This window comes from Streptomyces sp. LS-MS-L19 (assembly GCF_058382285.1).
On record NZ_JBYCLL010000001.1, the window covers coordinates 9,126,899 to 9,143,972 of the forward strand.

A 17,074-nucleotide genomic window follows, 5' to 3' on the forward strand; every position below is an offset into this window, starting at 1 on the left:
AAACCACTCCAGGGAAAGTCGGCTGGGACCCGTTCTTAAACGAAACGGTTTCGTACACGTCGAGGCTAGACCACATTCAGCGAAACGGCAACGTTTCGCTGGAGTGGGCAACTGCGTCGCCGTGGCCCGGCTGTATTCCTTGACTGGAATATAACTAGTGAGGCATATTGAAGCCATGTCCGACTCCGCGCTCTGGACCGCCCTCGCCGACCCCCACCGGCGGGCCATCGTCGCGCTGCTCCTGGAGCGGCCCCGGTCCGTCGGAGAGGTGTCCCAGGAGTGCGGACTGAGCCAGCCGAGCGCCTCGAAGCATCTGAAGGTGCTCAGAGAGGTGGGCCTGGTCCGGGTACGGCAGGACGCGCAACGGCGTGTCCACGCCCTCGACCCGGCTCCCATGGCCGCGCTCGACGCGTGGCTGGCCCCGTACCGCACGCTCTGGAACGGCAGCCTCGACGCGCTGGGCCGCCGCCTCGACGAGACCGCGCCGGACACCCCCGAGGAACCCGCACCGAAGGACTGATCCACCATGGCCGCAGACCTCACCGGCACCTACCTGACCCTGGACGACGGCCGCCCGGCCGTGCGCTTCAGCCGTACCTACGACCATCCCGTCGCCCGCGTCTGGCACTTCGTCACCGACACCGGGGAACTCGCCCACTGGTTCCCGTCCCGCGCCGAGATCGAACTGCGCCCCGGCGGCACGATCAGGTTCAGCGGCGACCCCCACATGGAGGACTCCACGGGCCGGGTCATCGCCGTCGACGAGCCCCGTCACCTGTCCTTCGAGTGGGGCGGCGACGAACTCCACTTCGACCTGGAGGCGTTGGACGAGAAGCGGACCCGCTTCACGCTCACCAACGTCCTGAGCGCCGCCGACACCGCCGCCCGCAACGGCGCGGGCTGGGAGGTGTGCCTGGCCGCCCTCGACGCCCGCGCCCGCGGTGAGCAAGCCGAGAGCCGACCGTGGCAGGACCTCTACGAGGCGTACGTCGACGCCGGGATCCCCTCCGGCGCGCCGGTCCCGGGGACGGAGTGACCGCTCACGCCATCTGCCGCCGCACCAGCTCGTGCAGCCGGCCCCCGGTGTCCGCGAGCAACTGCGCGGGCGGCCCCTGCTGGGCGACCTTGCCGTTCTCCATCACGATCACCCGGTCGGCGTCCAGCACCGTCGACAGGCGGTGGGCGATGACGATCCGGGTGGCGTTGAGCGCCTTGGTGGACTCGATGACCGTGCGCTGGGTGTCGTTGTCCAGGGCGCTGGTCGCCTCGTCGAAGAAGAGGATCCGCGGCCGCCGGATCAACGCCTGCGCGATCATCAGGCGTTGGCGCTGGCCACCGGAGATCGCCCCGCTGCCCGAGACGATGGTGTGCAGCCCCATCGGCATCCGCTGGATGTCCTCCGCGAGGCCCGCCATCGCGGCCGCCGCCATCGCCTCCTCGGGCGTGTAGGGCTCGGTGCCGCAGATGACGTCCAGGATGGACCCGGTGAACGGCTGGGCGTGCTGGAGCACGACACCGCACTGCCTGCGCACCGCCGACTGGTCGAGGGCGGCCAGGTCCTGACCGTCGTACAGGACACTCCCGGAGACCGGGCGGTCGAAGCCGATCAGCAGCCTCAGCAGGGTCGACTTGCCGCAGCCGCTGGGGCCGACGATCGCCACGAACTCGCCGGGCCGGATCTCGAAGGACACGTCGTCCAGGATCAGGGGGCCGTCGTCGGAGTAGCGGAAGGAGAGCCTGCGGGCCTCCATCGCCCCGGTCAGCGGGCCCGGCCGGGTGCTCGCGGTGCGGACCTCCGGCTGCGCCTCCAGGACCGGCTTGATCTCCTCGAACAGCGGGAGCGCGGCCACCGCCGAGACGAAGGCGCCGGTGAGCGAGGTGACCGCGGTCAGCAGCATGGTCACCGAGGTGTTGAAGGTGAGGAACGCGGACGCCGACATCGAGCCGCGCGCCGGGCCGGCCAGCAGCATGAACATCAGCAGGGTGCACAGCGGCAGATAGACCGAACCCAGCACCGTGGTCAGGTTCTTGATCCGGCCGACCTTCTGCTGGAGCTCACGGCTGCGGGCGAACTCCGAGGCCCAGGCCGCGTAGGCGTAGTTCTCGGCCGCCGCGACCCGGAGCTTGGGCAGTCCGCGCAGGGTCTGGAAGGCCTGGTTGTTCAGCTTGTTGCCGAGCACCACGAGCCGTCGCTGCCAGCGCACCTGCCACAGCCCAAGGCCGAGGAAGCCGGCCGCGATGACCACGAGCATGCCGATCGCCGCCATGGCCATCGGGACGCTGTACCAGAACAGCAGGCCCAGGTTCATCGCACCGACGGTCACGGACTGGGCGACCGTCGGGCCGATGCCCGCCATCATCCGGCGGATCGACGAGATCCCCATGGCCTGGCTGGCCAGCTCGCCGGTCGAGCGCTCGGTGAAGAACTTCGTCGGCAGCCTCAACAGCCGGTCCCAGACGGCCGGTTGGAGGGTCGCCTCGATACGGCCCTCCAGACGGAGCATGGTGAGGTTCTGGAGCAGCATGAAGGCCGCCGTCACCACACCGCTGACCATCACCGCCAGACACACCTGCACGATCAGGCCGGTCTGCGCCTTCGGCACGAACTCGCCGAGCACCTTGCCGGTCGCGATCGGCACCAGCGCCCCGATCGCCACCGTCACCAGTCCGCTGAGCAGCAGGTTCGTCACATCGCCGCCGGTGCCGCGCATGCTGAACCGGACCAGCCCGAGCGGGCTCAGCTTCCGGTCGGGCAGCGGACGGTAGAACATCACCGCGCGCGGCTCGAACTCCTCCGCGTTGTCCTTCTCGATCGGCGTCTCACGCCCGGTCGCCGGATGCACGGCCACATAGCCACCGCGCCGCCACAGCAGCGCGACCGGCGCGCCCGACAGGGCCCGGTGCCCCACCAGCGGCCCCACGTTGTCCCGCCACCAACTGCCGTCCAGGCGCACCGACCTGATGCGGACGCGCGAGGCGAGGGCGATCCGCTCGACCGGGTCGAGACGGTCGCTCTCGGTGCCGCCCTGCGCGTTGTCGGCGAGCGTGATCCCGGCCGCGTCGGCGACCAGCCTGCACGCCGCGTAGCTCGCGTCGGCGTCGGCGGCCGTCGCGCGCTGCTTCGACTTGCCGATGGACGCGAGCAGGGTCCGGTCGGCCTGCGCGCGCACCGCCTCACCGGCCTTGATCCCGGCCGCCGTCCGGGTCTCGTGGGTGCGCTCCAGCTGCTCGATCCACCGGTCCAGCGTGGTCAGCAGCCGGTACTGCTGATCGACCATGGACTGCCAGACCCCGGGGTCCATCAGCAGGTCGGCGGCGGCCTCGGCGCCGTAGAGCGAGCCGTACTGCACGCTGCCCGGCGGCACCTGCATCCAGAACACGTCGTCGTCGGTGGGAGCCGCGGCCCGCTCGTCGGCCAGCGGCGCCTGGAAGAGGATGGAGAGGCTACGCCCGACGCCGAGCGCGAGGGCGTACTCCAGCGGGCTCGTCGTCGGCGGCACGTACTGGGGGTTGCCGTACTCGTCGTACGACCAGGTCTGGGTGTTCGCCGGTTCGTACAGCTCGCGCAGGCCGATGCGGTGGACCACACAGTCCCTCAAGGGCCGCGCCACCAGCGTGTGTTGGGGTCCTGCGACGGGTCCCAACAGCAGCGCCCCCGGCTCCAGGCGGCCCAAGTGGTGCCAGTGGCCCTGCTGTTCGGCGTCCACCGCGAACAGGTCCACCGCGCCCGACACGACCAGCCACAGAACCTGCGGACCTTCGAGGTCGAGGCGGCTGAAACCGGCGCAGTCGATGCGCGTGCCCATCTGCCCGAGGGCATTGAGGACGACATCCCCTTCGTGTGCGGTCGTCATCTCACCGTTCCTTGACCAGCGCCGCGTACGCGCCGCCGCGCGCCACCAGCTCCTCGTGCCGCCCGCGCTCCACGATCGTGCCGTGTTGCAGTACGACGATCTCGTCGCTGTCGCGCACGGTGCTGAGCCGGTGCGCGATCACGACACAGGCGCAGCCGCGCTTGCGCAGGTTGTCCATGACGACCAGCTCGGTCTCCGCGTCCAGCGCGCTGGTCACCTCGTCCAGGACCAGGATGCTGGGCCTGCGCACCAACGCCCGCGCGATCTCCAGGCGTTGACGCTGGCCGCCGGAGAAGTTGCGGCCGTCCTGCTCGACCCTGCTGTGGATGCCGCCGGGCCGGCGCATGACGACGTCGTACAGGGCCGCGTCCCGCAGCGCGTCCACCACGGCGTCGTCCGGGATCGACGGGTCCCACAGCGCCACGTTGTCGCGGACCGAGCCCTCGAAGAGGAAGACGTCCTGGTCGACGAAGGACACCGAGGAGGCGAGCGCGCCGCGCGGGATGTCGTCCAGGCGCCGGCCGTCGATGCGGATCACGCCCTCCCAGGGCGTGTACAGGCCCGAGATCAGCCGCGAGACGGTCGACTTGCCGCTGCCGGAGCCGCCGACCAGCGCCACCTGCTGGCCCGGGCCGACGGTCAGGTCGAAGCCGGTGAGCAGCGGCTTGTCGAGCGGGTTGTAGCCGAAGGTGATGTTCTGGAGCTCAACGTGGCCGTGGAGGCGGCGCGTCGAGTTCCCGGCGCCGGGGCGGCCGTACAGCGGATCGGCCTTGAAGTTCTCCACGTCCTTCAGGCGGGCCACGTCCGCCGCGAAGTCCTGGATGCGCCCGGCCACGCCGTTGAGGCGGGTGATCGGCGCGGTGAAGCGGGTGACCAGGGCCTGGAAGGCGACCAGCAGACCGACCGAGATACCGCCCTCGACGGCCCGCATGCCGCCGATCCACAGGATGAGCGCGCTGTTGAAGGTGGCCAGCATCGGCGCGACCACGCCCAGCCACGCGCTCGGCACCCCCAGCTTCTGCTGCTCCTCAAGCGTGGTGGCGTGCTGTCCGGCCCACTTGCGGAAGTAGCCGTCCTCACCGCCGGTCGCCTTCATGGTCTCGATCAACTGGAGGCCGGTGTAGGCGGTGTTGGTGAGCCGGGCGCTGTCCGCGCGGAGCTTGGCCGTGCGGGTGGCGCGCAGCCGGATCACGATGCGCATGGCGACCACGTTCAGCAGGGCCACCCCGATGCCGACGTAGGTGAGCTGCGGGTCGTAGGTGTAGAGGAGGATCGCGTACAGGACGACGACCACCGCGTCGACGCCGGCGGCCGCGAGGTCGCGGGCCAGGGTCTCGGCGACCTGGTCGTTGGACTGGAGGCGCTGGACGAGGTCGGCCGGGCTGCGCTGGGAGAAGAACGTCACCGGCAGCCGCAGCAGATGGCGCAGGAAGCGGGCGCTGGACAGGGTCGAGGAGATGATCCGGCCGTGCAGCAGGTTCGCCTGCTGGAGCCAGGTCAGGGCGAGGGTGAGCGCTACGCAGGCCCCCATCGACGCGAACAGCACGCCGAGCAGCGAGGTCTGGCCGCCGATCAGGAACATGTCGATATAGGTACGGCTCAGCGCGGGGGTGGCCGCGCCGACCAGGACCAGCAGCAGGCTCGCCAGGACCGCGGTGGGCATGGTGCCCGCGGTGCCGCGCAGCCGGGCCGGCATCGCGCCCAGCACACCGGGCTTGCGGCCGCCCTTGGTGAAGCCCTCGCCCGGCTCCATGACCAGCACGACACCGGTGAAGCTGCCGTCGAAGTCCTCCATGGGGACGAAACGGCGGCCCTTGCCGGGGTCGTTGATGTACACCCCGCGGCGGCCGAAGCGGCGGCCCATGCCGTCGTAGACGACGTAGTGGTTGAACTCCCAGAACAGCACGGCCGGCGTCCTCACCTCGGCGAGGGCGGCCGTGTCCATCTGCATGCCCTTGGCCGTCAGACCGTAACTGCGGGCCGCCTTCAGGAGGTTGCTGGCGCGTGAGCCGTCCCGGGAGACACCGCAGGCGATCCGCAGCTCCTCCAGCGGGACGTACTTGCCGTAGTGGCCCAGCACCATCGCGAGGGAGGCCGCGCCGCACTCCACCGCCTCCATCTGGAGGACGGTCGGCGTACGGACCGTCCTCGCCCTCCCCTTGGGCACCGGGCGCTTGGGCGGGGCCGAGCGGCGTCTGCCGCGGGTGTCCTGTGCGGTGCTCACGGCAGCAGCCAATCGACGGGACGCTGGTCGGCCAGCCGGATCGAGCCCGAGGCCACGGTCATGGAGGTGAGGGCGAACGGCGGGCCCCCGGCAGAGGACCACCGGTAACCGCTCTTCGTGTCCTTCGACTTGTCCAGCTTCACGAGGACGGCGACCGGGCGGCCGTCCTTGGTGAACTGCTCACCGAGCTGGCTGTCCCCGAGGAACGCGGCGATCTGCTGCGCCGACTGGGCCGAGCGGTCCACCGACTTCACATGGCCGCGCAGCACGCCGTACTCCTGGGTGGGCACCGAGGACACGGTCAGGTCCACGGCCGCGTCCTCCGGGATGGAGGCCGCGTTCTCCGCGGGCACGTACACCGTGGCGTACATCGGGTCGGTGGCGTGGGCGACCTTCTCCACGGCGGCGACGTTCGCACCGGTGGAGATGATCTGCCCGATGGTGGCCGCGAGGGCGGTGACCCGGCCCGCGGCGACGGTACGGACGACGGAGTCGCCGTCGGCCGTACGGACCTTCAGCACGGGGGAGTTGGCGGGCAGCTGCTCGCCCTCCTCGGCGATCACCTGGGTGACCTGGCCCGCGACCGGGCTCTGCAGGATGTAACTGCCCTGCCCGTGCGTGAGGATGGCGGGCGCGCTCACCGTGGACGCGACCGAGCCGGTCACCGCCCACACCGACGCGGCGGCCATCACGACCACCGTCACGGACATCACGAGCCAGCCCTGCGGACGGGCGAAGCGCACCGGGAGGTCGAGTTCCTCCGGCGACTGGAGCTTGGCGAGGGCCTGTTGGCGGAACTGCACGGGATTCTTCCCTCACCTGGAGATGATTCAGAGCACCCGAAAGTCCCGGAACCGCCGGTTTGCGGTCCGGGACGGGTCGACCACAAGTGAGTGATCAGATCGCAGGAAGTGCGATCAGAGGCCGGCGACCAGGCCGGTGACCGGGGCGGTGTTCAGGCCGGTCACACCCTCGACGGTGCCGACGGCCGTGTTGACCAGGCCGGAAACCGGGGCGACGCCGTCCACCAGGTCGGTGACGGTGCCGAGGGCGTTCAGCTGCAGGCCGCCGGAGACGGTGTCGAGGTCGGCGTCCGAGATCTCGACGGTCTCAACCTGGGGGGTGGAGTTCATGATGGAACTTCCCTTCGTATGGGTATTTCACAAGGGGGGAGCGGCCCCCTCTGGGGACAGATGACGGCCGCAATCGCATGGCGTCGGATTCCGTTTCCGGGAGACCCGACGGCCCTGCGGTGCGATGGATCAAAGCACGCCGTCACTCCGCCCTTCCAATCAACCACCCGCCTCACCAGGGAACTTGAGTCACAGAAACCTTCATCCGTGCAGAACTGCGCACGCCTTGGTGCCGACTTCTTCACATGTGATGTCACGACGGCGTGAACGGGTCCTTGCCGTCCCCGAGGCGAATGCGACACTCCTCGCCAATGTCATGGCTCTCGTTCCGTGCTTGTGCAGAACTTTCGCCTTCAGTGGTTCGGTTGCGCATTCGATGTGCAGATTCGCTGAAGAGGGGAATCGGGGCGGAAATCACGACGGACCGTCGTCGGCCGCTCGCTGAGCGTGTCAGCCCAGGAGGGCGTAGACCGTGCTCGCCCGGGCCGCGAGATCACCGGACGCGGAGTCCGTCATCGTGAGGTCGGCGAACGCCATGCGGCAGCCCAGCTTGGTGAGGACCGCGTTGATCAGGACATCCGAACCGGTCACCGCCCGCTGGAAACTCGTGGACTGCTGAACCGTCGTCATGGGCGCGAAGCTGCCCCGGGCCACGCAGACGGCGATCACGGTCGCGGTGTCGGCGGCGGCCATCAGCGCCTGCCCGCAGAGCCCGCCGCCCTCCCTGGCCAGCCGCTGTGACCAGGGGAGTCGCAGAATCGCGTGGTCGTCGCCGAGCGACTCGACCGTCAGACCGAGCTCGAGAACCCAAGGGGCGAAGTTGTCGGCGAGGATCTTGTCGGCTTCGGCGGGCGTCATCGTCATATGGGGGATTCTTCCCGTCCACGGCCCGCCCGGCACCGCCCATGGCCGAATCGGCATGGCAATCCAGGCGTAAAGAAACGGCATTGAACGCACCGCGCGCACCGCCCGTACCCATGGCCATCCAGGCGCCCCGAACAACCGACTGCCGCACGGCGGTCACAAGACTCCGGTCCCCCCAGGAGGTCGAGAAGTTTGAGTCACAAGCGAATTCCGAAGCGCAAGGCCGCGTTCGCGGCAGGCACCGTGGTGGCGCTCGGAGCGGCCGCGATTCTGCTGCCCAACGCCAACGCGTCCCAGGACGGCTCGTCGAACGACGCGGCGGCCATCGCGCCCAAGACTCTGAAGGCGTCGGACGCCTCGGATCTCGCCTCGCAGCTCGAGGAGTTGCTGGGTGACGCCTTCGCCGGGTCCTACTACGACTCCGACAGCGGCCAGCTCGTCGTGAACGTCATATCCGGCGACAACAACAACGTCGTCGTGCAGGCGAAGAAGGCCGGCGCCAAGGTCCGCGAGGTCGAGAACAGCCTCCCCGAACTGGCGGCCGGCGCGAAGACCCTGAAGGAGGAGGCGACCATCCCGGGCACCGCCTGGGCCGTCGACCCGCGCACCAACAAGATCCTCGTGACCGCCGACAGCACGGTCACCGGCGACAAGTGGAACACCCTCGAGTCGACCGTGAAGAGCCTCGGCTCCGACATGGCGACCGTCAAGAAGTCGGCCGGCACGTTCAAGACCTTCGTCTCCGGCGGTGACGCGATCTTCGGCGGCGGCGCCCGCTGCTCGCTGGGCTTCAACGTCACCGCGGGCGACGGCAGCCCCGCCTTCCTGACCGCCGGTCACTGCGGGGTCGCGGCCGAGCAGTGGTCGGACTCCGAGACCGGCGAGCCGATCGCCACCGTCGACCAGGCCACCTTCCCCGGCGACGGCGACTTCGCGCTCGTCAAGTACGACGACCCGGCGACCCAGGCGCCCAGCGAGGTCAACGTCGGCGGCGGCCAGACCGTCGCCATCAACCAGGCCGCGGACGCCGAGGTCGGCGCCCAGGTCTTCCGGATGGGCTCCACCACGGGGCTCGCCGACGGCCAGGTGCTCGGACTCGACGCCACCGTCAACTACCCCGAGGGCACCGTCACCGGACTCATCCAGACCGACGTCTGCGCCGAGCCCGGCGACAGCGGCGGCTCGCTGTTCACCCAGGACGGCTCCGCGATCGGTCTGACCTCCGGCGGCAGCGGCGACTGCACGGTCGGCGGCGAGACCTTCTTCCAGCCGGTGACCACCGCGCTCCAGGCGGTCGGCGCCACGCTCGGCGCGGGTGACGCGGCCGGCGGCGCGGGCGGCGACCAGGCGGGCGGCGAGGAAGCCGGCGCCGGTGACGAGGCCGGCGCCGGTGGCGACGCCGGGGCCGGTGCGGGCGACGAGGCGGGCGCGGGCGAAGAGGCCGGTGCCGGCGGCGACGCGAGCGCGAGCCCCGGTGACGAGGCCGGCGCGGGCCAGGAAGTCGGCGGCGAGGAGGCCGGCGGCGACGTGATCGGCGGCCAGGACGCGGGCAACGGCCAGGACGCGGGCAACGGCGCGGGTGACGCGGGCGACGCCGGTGCGGGCGACGCCGCGGGCCAGGCGCACAACTGACGTCCCGTCGGTTCAGCACCACACCCTGAACCGGCCGCGTCGGCAGCGGTCCCCCCACTCCCACCGCCGCTGCCGACGCCGGCCACAGACCACCTCCCGGCCACGCGCGGTTCCGGCCCGGGAGGTGCAACGGTCCGGCCCTCCGGCGGGAGGGCCGGACCGGCGCGTTGTGGGGCCGTACGGCAGGTGGGGCCGTACGCCCGGTGAGTCGGGATGCCCGGTGGGTCGGGGCACCCGGCAGGTCGGTCGGGACGCCCGGTCAGCCGTCCGCCCGCAGCAACAGCAGCGCCACGTCGTCGTTCCGCTCCCGCGCGGCCGCACTGCGGCGGACCAGTTCGTCGGCGAGTTCGTCGAGCGGCCGGTCACCGGTCTCGGCGAGCTGCCGCCCGAGCTCCGCGAGCGCGTCTTCGATGTCGACGCCGGGCAACTCGATCAGGCCGTCGGTGTAGAGAACGAGGACGCTGCCCGGCGTCAGCTCCACCTCCGTCGTCGGATAGCCCGCCGAGCCGTCGATGCCCAGCAGCGGTCCGCCGGCCAGGTCCAGGACCCGCACCCGGCCGTCCGGCCGGCGCAGCAGCGGCGGCGGATGTCCGGCCCGCGCCATGACCGCCCGCCCCCGCTCCGGGTCGAGCCCCAGATACAGGCAGCTGGCGAACAACTCCGCGCCCAGGTCGATCAGCAGCCGGTTGGTGGAGCGCATGACCTCCTCCGGCGTCTGGCCGACGGTCGTGTACGCCCGTACCGCCGTCCGGATCTGCCCCATCAGCCCGGCCGCCGTCACGTTGTGCCCCTGCACGTCACCGATCACCGCGGCCGCCCTGCCGTTCACCGGTACCAGGTCGTAGAAGTCGCCCCCGATGTCCATGCCCTGAGTGGCCGGCAGATAGCGGGCCGCCGCCTCGACGCCCGGCAGCACGGGCAGGGTGTGCGGCAGCAGCGCAGCCTGGAGGCCGTGCGCCAACTGGTGCTTGGCGTCGTACAGCACGGCCCGCTCCAGGGCCTGGGCGATCAGCCCGCCCAGACTGGTCAGCACCGCCCGCTCGTCCGCGGGGAAGGGATGCCGCTCGGCGTAGGCCAGCACACAGGTGCCGACGGGCCGCCCGGAGGCGATCAGCGGCAGATAGGCCCAGGCGGCGAACCCGTCCGGGGTGGCGAGCCGCCCGGGGTACAGGTGCTCCAACTGCTCGCGGGAGTCGAAGAACGCGGGCACGCCGGTGCTCAGGGCATGGGTGCCCGGCGTCGGTTCGGTCAGCGGCAGCCCGTCGAACCGCTCCACGATCCGGGCGTCGGGGTAACCGCGGTGTCCGAGCACATGCAGGCGCCCGCCCCGGGAGCCGAGCACCACCAGCGCCTGGCTGCCCACCGCCGGGGCGATCTCGTCCGCCACCAGCTGCACCACGTCCTGCACGCCGACCGCCTCGGTCAGCGCCCCGGCCAGGCTCAGCACCTGCGAGATCGTCACCAGCCGGGACGGCGACGCGCCGGGCTGCGGGCCGGTCCGGTTCATCTCCGCCACCGCCCGGGCCCGGCTGACCCGGACGCTCAGCCCGGTGGTGCTCGGGTACAGCCGGAACGACAGCCAGTCGCCGGGCGGCCGCAGCGCCACGAAGGACGTGCTGTGCTGGCTGAGCAGCGCGGCCCGGTAACGGTCCTCGTAGACCGGGTCGTTGAGCCAGGGCACCGCCGCCCACAGCTGCGAGCCCAGCAGCTGGGAGACCGGGACGCCGATCAGCTCGGCAGCCGCTGCGTTGGCGAAGGACACCCGCCCGTGCAGATCGAGCGAGCACAGCCCGTACGGCAGCCGGGACACCATCCGCGCGGCCTCCACCGTGCCCAGCGTCCCGGCCGCACCGCCGACCGGCGCCGCGCCCAGCAGATCCGGCTCGGCGTGCGGCGGCACACTGTCCTCCACGGCCCGTTCCAGCCGCACCGCGAGCCGCTCACAGGCCGCGACCAAATGATCCCGCTCGCGGTCGGACAGGTCCGGCGGGTGCGAACCGGGCCAGGTCACGAAGACCGCGCCGTACACCTTGGAAGGGGTCGCCACCGGCACCGCGGCCAGTGCGAACGGATACGGCAGCACCACCGCGATCCGCGGGAAGCGGCGCGCCATCTCCTGCTCGCCGCCGACCCACACCAGCCGCCGGTCCCGCACCGCCTCCGCCACCGGGATCGGGGCGCTCAGCCCCACCCGCTCCCAGGGCGCCGCGAACGCCCGGGGCAGGCCCGCCATCACCGCCATCTCCAGCACCGGTTCGTCGGCGGCCAGCAGATAGACCGCGCCGGAGTGGGCGTGGACCTCGTCCATCATCGAGGCGAGCGCCAGGGAGAGCAGGGGGCGTCCCACGCGGGTCCGGGCGCTCGTCGGCGCCGGGGCGGACGTATGCCCGTCGGACACGCCGACCACCTCCTCGCACGGGCGCGTGCCCAAGGGGGCGCGGGCCGCTGTCGCGAGCCGGGTCCCCAAGGATCAAATCTCCACCCTCCCGGCGCGTCCCGCACGGCGAGCGTTCACCCTGTGCGGGCACAGGGGTGCCCGGGCGACGGCGAGGACCGCCGCGTACCCCCTCGGCCCCGGACCATGCCACCCCAGTCGAAGCGTGCGGCGGCACACGGGCGCCCTGAGTGCGCCCCCGCGCACCCTGATGGCCAATTCTTCGCGCCCGACGGCGGTCCGGGACCCGAACAATGGGGCACGCGTTCATGCCACGGAAACAAAGAGGCGAGTCGAGGGGGACGAGCAGTGATCCGGGTGCTTCTGGTGCACGACGCGTGTCTGGAGAGATCGGTACTGGCGGAGTGGCTCCGCCGGGAACCGGACCTCGGGGTGTTCGACACCCCGTGGCACACCGCGCCGAGCCGCCTGCGATCCGTGCGTCCGGACGTCTGCGCGGCCGACCTCGAATGCTCCGACGCGTACGGCATCCCGCCCCTGGGCGAGTTATCCGTGCGCGAGCCGGACCGGAGTCCGCCGCGCTTACTCGTGATGGCCAGCGCCAACCGGCCGGGGCTGCTCAAGCGGGCCGTCGAGGCGGGGGCGCTCGGATACGTGGACAAGGAGGGGGCGGCGCCGGAGCGGCTGGTGCGGGGGATCCGCCGGGTCGCCGAGGGGAAACGTTTCGTCGATGACTCGCTCGGCTTCGGCTTCCTCCAGGCCGCGGAGATGCCGCTGACCAGACGGGAGCTGAGCGTGTTATCCCTCGCGGCCGAGGGGGCCTCCATCGCGGAGATCGCGGGAAGCCTGCATCTGTCCCACGGGACGGTGCGCAACTACATGGCCGCGATCACCCGCAAGACCGGGGCCCGCAACCGCATCGACGCGATCCGGATCTCGCAGGGGCAGGGGTGGCTCTGACGGCTCTGGAGGGGCGGTCTGGTGCGGTGGTGTGGCCTGCTGTGGCGGTGCGGTCTGGTGCGGCGGTGCGGTCTGCTTCTGTGGTGCGGCCTGGTTGGGTGGTACGGCCGTCCAGCCGCCCACGAGGGCGCGGTAGGCCGGTGACTCGCGCACCAGCTCGTCATGGGTGCCGTACGCCGTGTGCGGGCCGTCCATCAGCAGCACGTGACCGGCGCGGCGGGCCGAGCTGATGCGGTGGGCGACGACGACCAGTGTCGTCCCCGGCCGCTCGGCGAAGGCCCGCTCGGCACGCTCCTCGGCGCGTGGGTCGAGGTGACAGGTCGCCTCGTCGAGCAGGACGAGGGGGGCGGGGGAGAGATAGGCCCTGGCCAGCGCAACGAGCTGGCGCTCACCGGCGGACAGGGCGGCCGGGTCCACGGTCGCCCGCGGTCCGCCGAGCGCCTCGAGCAGCGGGGTCAGACCGACCGCCTCGCCCGCCGCGAGCAGCTCCGCCTCGGGCACCGGCCCGGACCGCAGGTGCGCGAGGTTCTCGGCGAGGGTGCCGGTGTGGACGTACGCCTCCTGCGGGATCAGCACGCGCCGGGCGGCGGCCCCGGGGGAGGGCACGGGGTGCCCGCACACCCGGATCTGCCCACCCGTGGGCCGGAGCAGCCCGGCGACCAGAGCGGTGAGCGTGGACTTCCCGATCCCACTGGGCCCTACGACGGCCAGGTGGGCCCCGGGCGCGAGGGTGAGGTCCAGCCCGTCGAGGACGGGGGTGGCGGTGGGGCCGTAGGCGAAGGTGAGGGAGGTGAGGGCGAGGGCGGGGGGTTCGGCGGGTGTGCTGTGGGACGGCGAGCGGAGCTTGGCGTGACGCGGGCCGTCTGCCCCGGCGGAGGCGGCACCGGAATCGTGGCGGGCAGACCGAGCCGCCAGGCGGGTGCCCGACCCAGCCCGAAGCCGCTCGGGCCGTGCGTCGGCGTCGGAGTCCTGGACAGCCGCCTCTGCGTCGACCGGGAGGGGGCGGGGCGGGTCTCGCGGCGGTACGGCCCCGTCGACGTGAGCCGGGTCGCCCGGGCAGGGGGCCGGGCCGGGCTCGGGGTGAGGGCTCGCCTCGTCGGTTCGGGCCGGTGTGCTCGCGCTCGGCCCGTTCTCCGTGTCCGGCTCGCGGAGCAGGCGCCGTAGGACCACCACCAGGCGTGAGCCGCTTGTGCCCAGGCCGTGGACCAGGTTGTGCAGGGCGGGGAGCAGGGACTGCGTGACGTAGGCGAGGGCGCCGACCAGGGCGCCCGCGGTGACGTCGCGGGAGAGGAGCCAGGGGGCGCAGACGAGGAGGAGCACGATCGGGAGCTGGCCGCCGAGGGCGAGGGCAGCCACGCGCAGGACGGACCAGTGGGCCAGGGAGTACGCGGCCCGCTGTTCCGTGTCGACCAGTCGGCCCGCGTCGGCCGCGACCCGCTCCTCCGCACCGGCCGCCGTGATGTCCCGCAGCCCGGGGCAGACCCTGCCGAGACCGTCGGCCAGAGCCTCGTCGGCGACCAGGAAATCCTCCTGGCGCCGGGCCAGCGGCCGCAGCGTGGCCGCGAACAGGCCCAGTCCGGCGGCCAGCGGTGGTCCCACCACCAGCAGGAGCAGCGGGTCGAGCGAGGCCAGCCCTACGACGGCTCCGGCCGCCGTGAACACGAACGAACGCGAGACCATCACCAGCCCTGCGAAGGTGTCCCGCGCGATCTCCACCTGCTGGGTCAGCCCGGACAGCGCGCCCGCGTCCGCCTCGCGCACCCCGCGCCCGACGACCCGCCGGACCAGGGTGTCCCGCAGGGGTTCGACCAACGCGGCGACGGCGGCGTACACCCGTACCGTTCCGTACGCCCCGACGAGCACGCCGAGTCCGGCCACGCCGAGCCACACCAGGCCCACGCCGGGGCGACCCGCCAGGAACCCCTCGTCCAGGGCGCGGGCGGGCGCGTACCCGGTGAGGAAGGTCTGCGCGGTCTCCAGCACCGACCACCCGCCGAGCCGGCCGAGCACCCGCCACCGTGCCCGCAGGTACCTCAGCCCGCGGGCGTAGACCCCGCCGGTCACGGCACCACCCCGGACGGGGATCATGACGACCCCCCGCCGTCGGAAGCGGGCTTGCCCGGTGCGCCGCTCTCCGGAGCAGCCCCGTCCGGAGCGCTCTGTGCTGAAGCAGCCCGTTCTGGACCCCGCCTCTTCGGAGCACCACCGTCTTGAGCTCCCGTCTCCACAGGGCCCGCACCCCAAGCCCCCGCGCCGACAACCCCCGTATCCGCAACGCCCCCCTCCGCAGCCCCCACCCCCGCCTCCACCCCCTCCGCGAACACCCCCCGATACTCCGCCACCCGCCACAGCTCCTCGTGCCGCCCCACCGCCCGGATTCGGCCGCCCTCCAGCCAGGCCACCGTGTCCGCGCGGGACGCCGTCGTGGCGCGGTGGGCGACCAGGAGGCGGGTGCCGGTTGATCCGCCGTTCAGGAGGGCCTCGGTGATCCGGGCCTCGGTGACCGTGTCGAGGCTGGAGAGGGCGTCGTCCAGGACGAGCAGGCGGCCGCCGTGGGCGAACGCCCGGGCGAGGCCGAGTCGTTGGGACTCGCCGCCGGAGCGCGGGGCGTCGGCGACGAGGGTGTCGTAGCCGTCGGGCAGACGGCGGACGAAGTCGTCGGCGTGGGCCGTGCGGGCCGCCCGCCGGACCCGGGCGGGGGAGAGCGACGGCAGACCGAGGCCGATCTCCTCCTCGAGGGTGCCGCCGAGCAGCGCGGGCCGCTCGAAGGCGTAGGCGATCGAACGGCGCAGGTCGTCATGGGTGAGCTCGCGCAGCGGCACCCCGTCCAGCAGGACCTCGCCGGAGTCCGGTTCGGTGAGCCGCCCGGCGACCGCGGCGAGCAGCGACTTGCCCGCCCCCGACCGGCCCACCACCGCGAGCGTCGTCCCGCCCGGCACGACGAGGTCGACGCCGTCGAGCACGGCCCGGCCGCCGCGCAGGGCGGTGACGCCCCGCAGTTCCAGCCGCCCCGGGCCGGGCGGCAGCCGGCGCGCGCCGTACTCGACGGGGGGGTCCGCGAGGACCTCGTCCAGGCGGCCGGTCGCCGCCCGGGCCCGGGCGAGACCGGCGAGCTGTCCCACCAGGACGCCGACGCCGGTCGCGAGGACCGCGTACCGGGAGGCGGCCAGCACCTCGCCGACCGTGACCAGGTGCCGGGCGAGCAGGACGCCGGCGACGGCCACCACACCGAGCTGGAGCAGCGGGGCGATCGCGACGGACTGGCCCGAGGCCCGGCCCTGCACCCGCCACATGCGGTGTCCGGCCGCGGACAGCTCGGGCAGCGGGCGCAGGATCCGGGCCGTCTCCCGGTCCTCCGTGCCCGCCGCCCGGATGGTGCGGTGGCCGCCGACGGCCTCCGAGAGCGCCTGCGCGATCCGGCCCTGCACCTCCTGGTAGCGGGTCACGCACTCCTGGGTGTCCCGGGCGAAGGCGCGCAGCAGCAGGACGAGGACCGGCGCTCCGGCCAGGAACACGGCCGCGAGCCAGGGGGAGATGAGGCCGAGGGCCACCACGGCGCCGACCGGCCCGGCGAGCGCGGCGAACAGGGCGGCACGCGCGGCCGGGGCCGTGCCGGCCTGGGCGGCGTTGCCGACGAGACGCGCGACAAGGTCCCCGGGGGCGAAGCGGGCGGTGGCGCGCGGGCCGACGGCCAGGACGTGCCCGGTGAGACGGCGGCGCAGCCAGGCGGTGCTGAGGGCGGTGACCGTGCCGCCGAGGACGGTCTCCACCGCGTCGAGCAGGGCGATCAGCAGGACCAGTGCGGCGCAGTACAGCACCCAGCGGGCCGCGGGTTCCCGTGCGAGCAGCAGGTCCAGGGTGCGGCCGAGGGCCGCGGGCAGCAGCAGCGCGGTGCCGGTTCCGGCGGTGCTCACCAGGCACAGGACGAGGCAGCGGGCGGGGGCCGGACCCAGCGGGCCGGGCGGGTCCTGTGGCGCGGTGCGAGTCGTCATACGGCGGCCTTCCCGACGTG

Annotated in this window: 11 protein-coding genes and 1 pseudogene; 4 read left to right on the top strand and 8 right to left on the bottom strand. The window is 72.6% G+C overall.

Annotated features, from left to right (window positions below; all coding sequences use genetic code 11):
- The first annotated feature begins 175 nt into the window (after positions 1 to 175).
- Together AC2XR2_RS40765 and AC2XR2_RS40770 are read left to right on the top strand one after the other, a co-directional pair.
- The gene (locus tag AC2XR2_RS40765) at positions 176 to 520 is read left to right on the top strand and encodes an ArsR/SmtB family transcription factor (protein ID WP_491517886.1); all 345 of its coding nucleotides are present in this window, start codon (positions 176 to 178) and stop codon (positions 518 to 520) included.
- Between the two features lie 6 nt (positions 521 to 526).
- Positions 527 to 1,036 (top strand): SRPBCC family protein, encoded by a 510-nt coding sequence (locus AC2XR2_RS40770; protein WP_449353007.1) that lies wholly within the window; start codon positions 527 to 529, stop codon positions 1,034 to 1,036.
- Between the two features lie 4 nt (positions 1,037 to 1,040).
- Here AC2XR2_RS40770 and AC2XR2_RS40775 read toward each other — a convergent pair whose 3' ends face one another.
- From AC2XR2_RS40775 to AC2XR2_RS40795, 5 genes are all read right to left on the bottom strand, one after another.
- Entirely contained in the window at positions 1,041 to 3,854 is a 2,814-nt protein-coding gene (locus tag AC2XR2_RS40775; protein ID WP_491517887.1) for an NHLP bacteriocin export ABC transporter permease/ATPase subunit, read from the bottom strand.
- A gap of 1 nt (position 3,855) precedes the next feature.
- A complete protein-coding gene (locus tag AC2XR2_RS40780) occupies positions 3,856 to 6,078 on the bottom strand; it encodes an NHLP family bacteriocin export ABC transporter peptidase/permease/ATPase subunit (protein ID WP_491517888.1) in 2,223 nt (740 codons plus the stop codon).
- Positions 6,075 to 6,881 (bottom strand): hypothetical protein, encoded by an 807-nt coding sequence (locus AC2XR2_RS40785; protein ID WP_491517889.1) that lies wholly within the window; start codon positions 6,879 to 6,881, stop codon positions 6,075 to 6,077. The genes AC2XR2_RS40780 and AC2XR2_RS40785 overlap by 4 nt, the downstream gene beginning before the upstream one ends.
- A 114-nt stretch (positions 6,882 to 6,995) precedes the next feature.
- Positions 6,996 to 7,211: a type A2 lantipeptide gene (locus tag AC2XR2_RS40790; RefSeq protein WP_123765787.1), complete on the bottom strand. Its 216-nt coding sequence runs from the start codon at positions 7,209 to 7,211 to the stop codon at positions 6,996 to 6,998.
- 450 nt (positions 7,212 to 7,661) lie between these two features.
- A complete protein-coding gene (locus AC2XR2_RS40795) occupies positions 7,662 to 8,075 on the bottom strand; it encodes a PaaI family thioesterase (RefSeq protein WP_491517890.1) in 414 nt (137 codons plus the stop codon).
- A 192-nt stretch (positions 8,076 to 8,267) separates the two neighbouring features.
- Between AC2XR2_RS40795 and AC2XR2_RS40800 the strand changes: the two genes are divergently transcribed.
- Positions 8,268 to 9,707 carry a S1 family peptidase gene (locus AC2XR2_RS40800; RefSeq protein ID WP_391192526.1) on the top strand — a complete coding sequence of 480 codons (1,440 nt, stop codon included), beginning with the start codon at positions 8,268 to 8,270 and terminating at the stop codon, positions 9,705 to 9,707.
- Between the two features lie 259 nt (positions 9,708 to 9,966).
- On the opposite strand, the gene AC2XR2_RS40805 is transcribed toward AC2XR2_RS40800, so the two are convergent.
- Entirely contained in the window at positions 9,967 to 12,114 is a 2,148-nt protein-coding gene (locus AC2XR2_RS40805) for a SpoIIE family protein phosphatase (RefSeq protein WP_491518586.1), read from the bottom strand.
- A gap of 579 nt (positions 12,115 to 12,693) precedes the next feature.
- On the opposite strand from AC2XR2_RS40805, the pseudogene AC2XR2_RS40810 reads away from it, so the two are divergent.
- Positions 12,694 to 12,978: pseudogene (locus tag AC2XR2_RS40810) on the top strand (LuxR C-terminal-related transcriptional regulator); the annotation flags it as partial.
- Here AC2XR2_RS40810 and AC2XR2_RS40815 read toward each other — a convergent pair.
- Positions 12,901 to 15,150 (bottom strand): ATP-binding cassette domain-containing protein, encoded by a 2,250-nt coding sequence (locus tag AC2XR2_RS40815; RefSeq protein ID WP_491517891.1) that lies wholly within the window; start codon positions 15,148 to 15,150, stop codon positions 12,901 to 12,903. The pseudogene AC2XR2_RS40810 and the gene AC2XR2_RS40815 overlap by 78 nt on opposite strands.
- Positions 15,147 to 17,054 carry an ABC transporter ATP-binding protein gene (locus AC2XR2_RS40820; protein ID WP_491517892.1) on the bottom strand — a complete coding sequence of 636 codons (1,908 nt, stop codon included), beginning with the start codon at positions 17,052 to 17,054 and terminating at the stop codon, positions 15,147 to 15,149. Before AC2XR2_RS40820 ends, AC2XR2_RS40815 begins: the two co-directional genes overlap by 4 nt.
- Between the last annotated feature and the right edge of the window lie 20 nt (positions 17,055 to 17,074).

Excerpts from the sequence above, each read along its gene's own strand:
- AC2XR2_RS40765 (WP_491517886.1), top strand. The coding sequence starts at position 176 with ATGTCCGACTCCGCGCTCTGGACCGCCCTCGCCGACCCCCACCGGCGG.
- AC2XR2_RS40770 (WP_449353007.1), top strand. The coding sequence starts at position 527 with ATGGCCGCAGACCTCACCGGCACCTACCTGACCCTGGACGACGGCCGC.
- AC2XR2_RS40775 (WP_491517887.1), bottom strand. The coding sequence starts at position 3,854 with ATGACGACCGCACACGAAGGGGATGTCGTCCTCAATGCCCTCGGGCAG.
- AC2XR2_RS40790 (WP_123765787.1), bottom strand. The coding sequence starts at position 7,211 with ATGAACTCCACCCCCCAGGTTGAGACCGTCGAGATCTCGGACGCCGAC.
- AC2XR2_RS40795 (WP_491517890.1), bottom strand. The coding sequence starts at position 8,075 with ATGACGATGACGCCCGCCGAAGCCGACAAGATCCTCGCCGACAACTTC.
- AC2XR2_RS40815 (WP_491517891.1), bottom strand. The coding sequence starts at position 15,150 with ATGATCCCCGTCCGGGGTGGTGCCGTGACCGGCGGGGTCTACGCCCGC.
- AC2XR2_RS40820 (WP_491517892.1), bottom strand. The coding sequence starts at position 17,054 with ATGACGACTCGCACCGCGCCACAGGACCCGCCCGGCCCGCTGGGTCCG.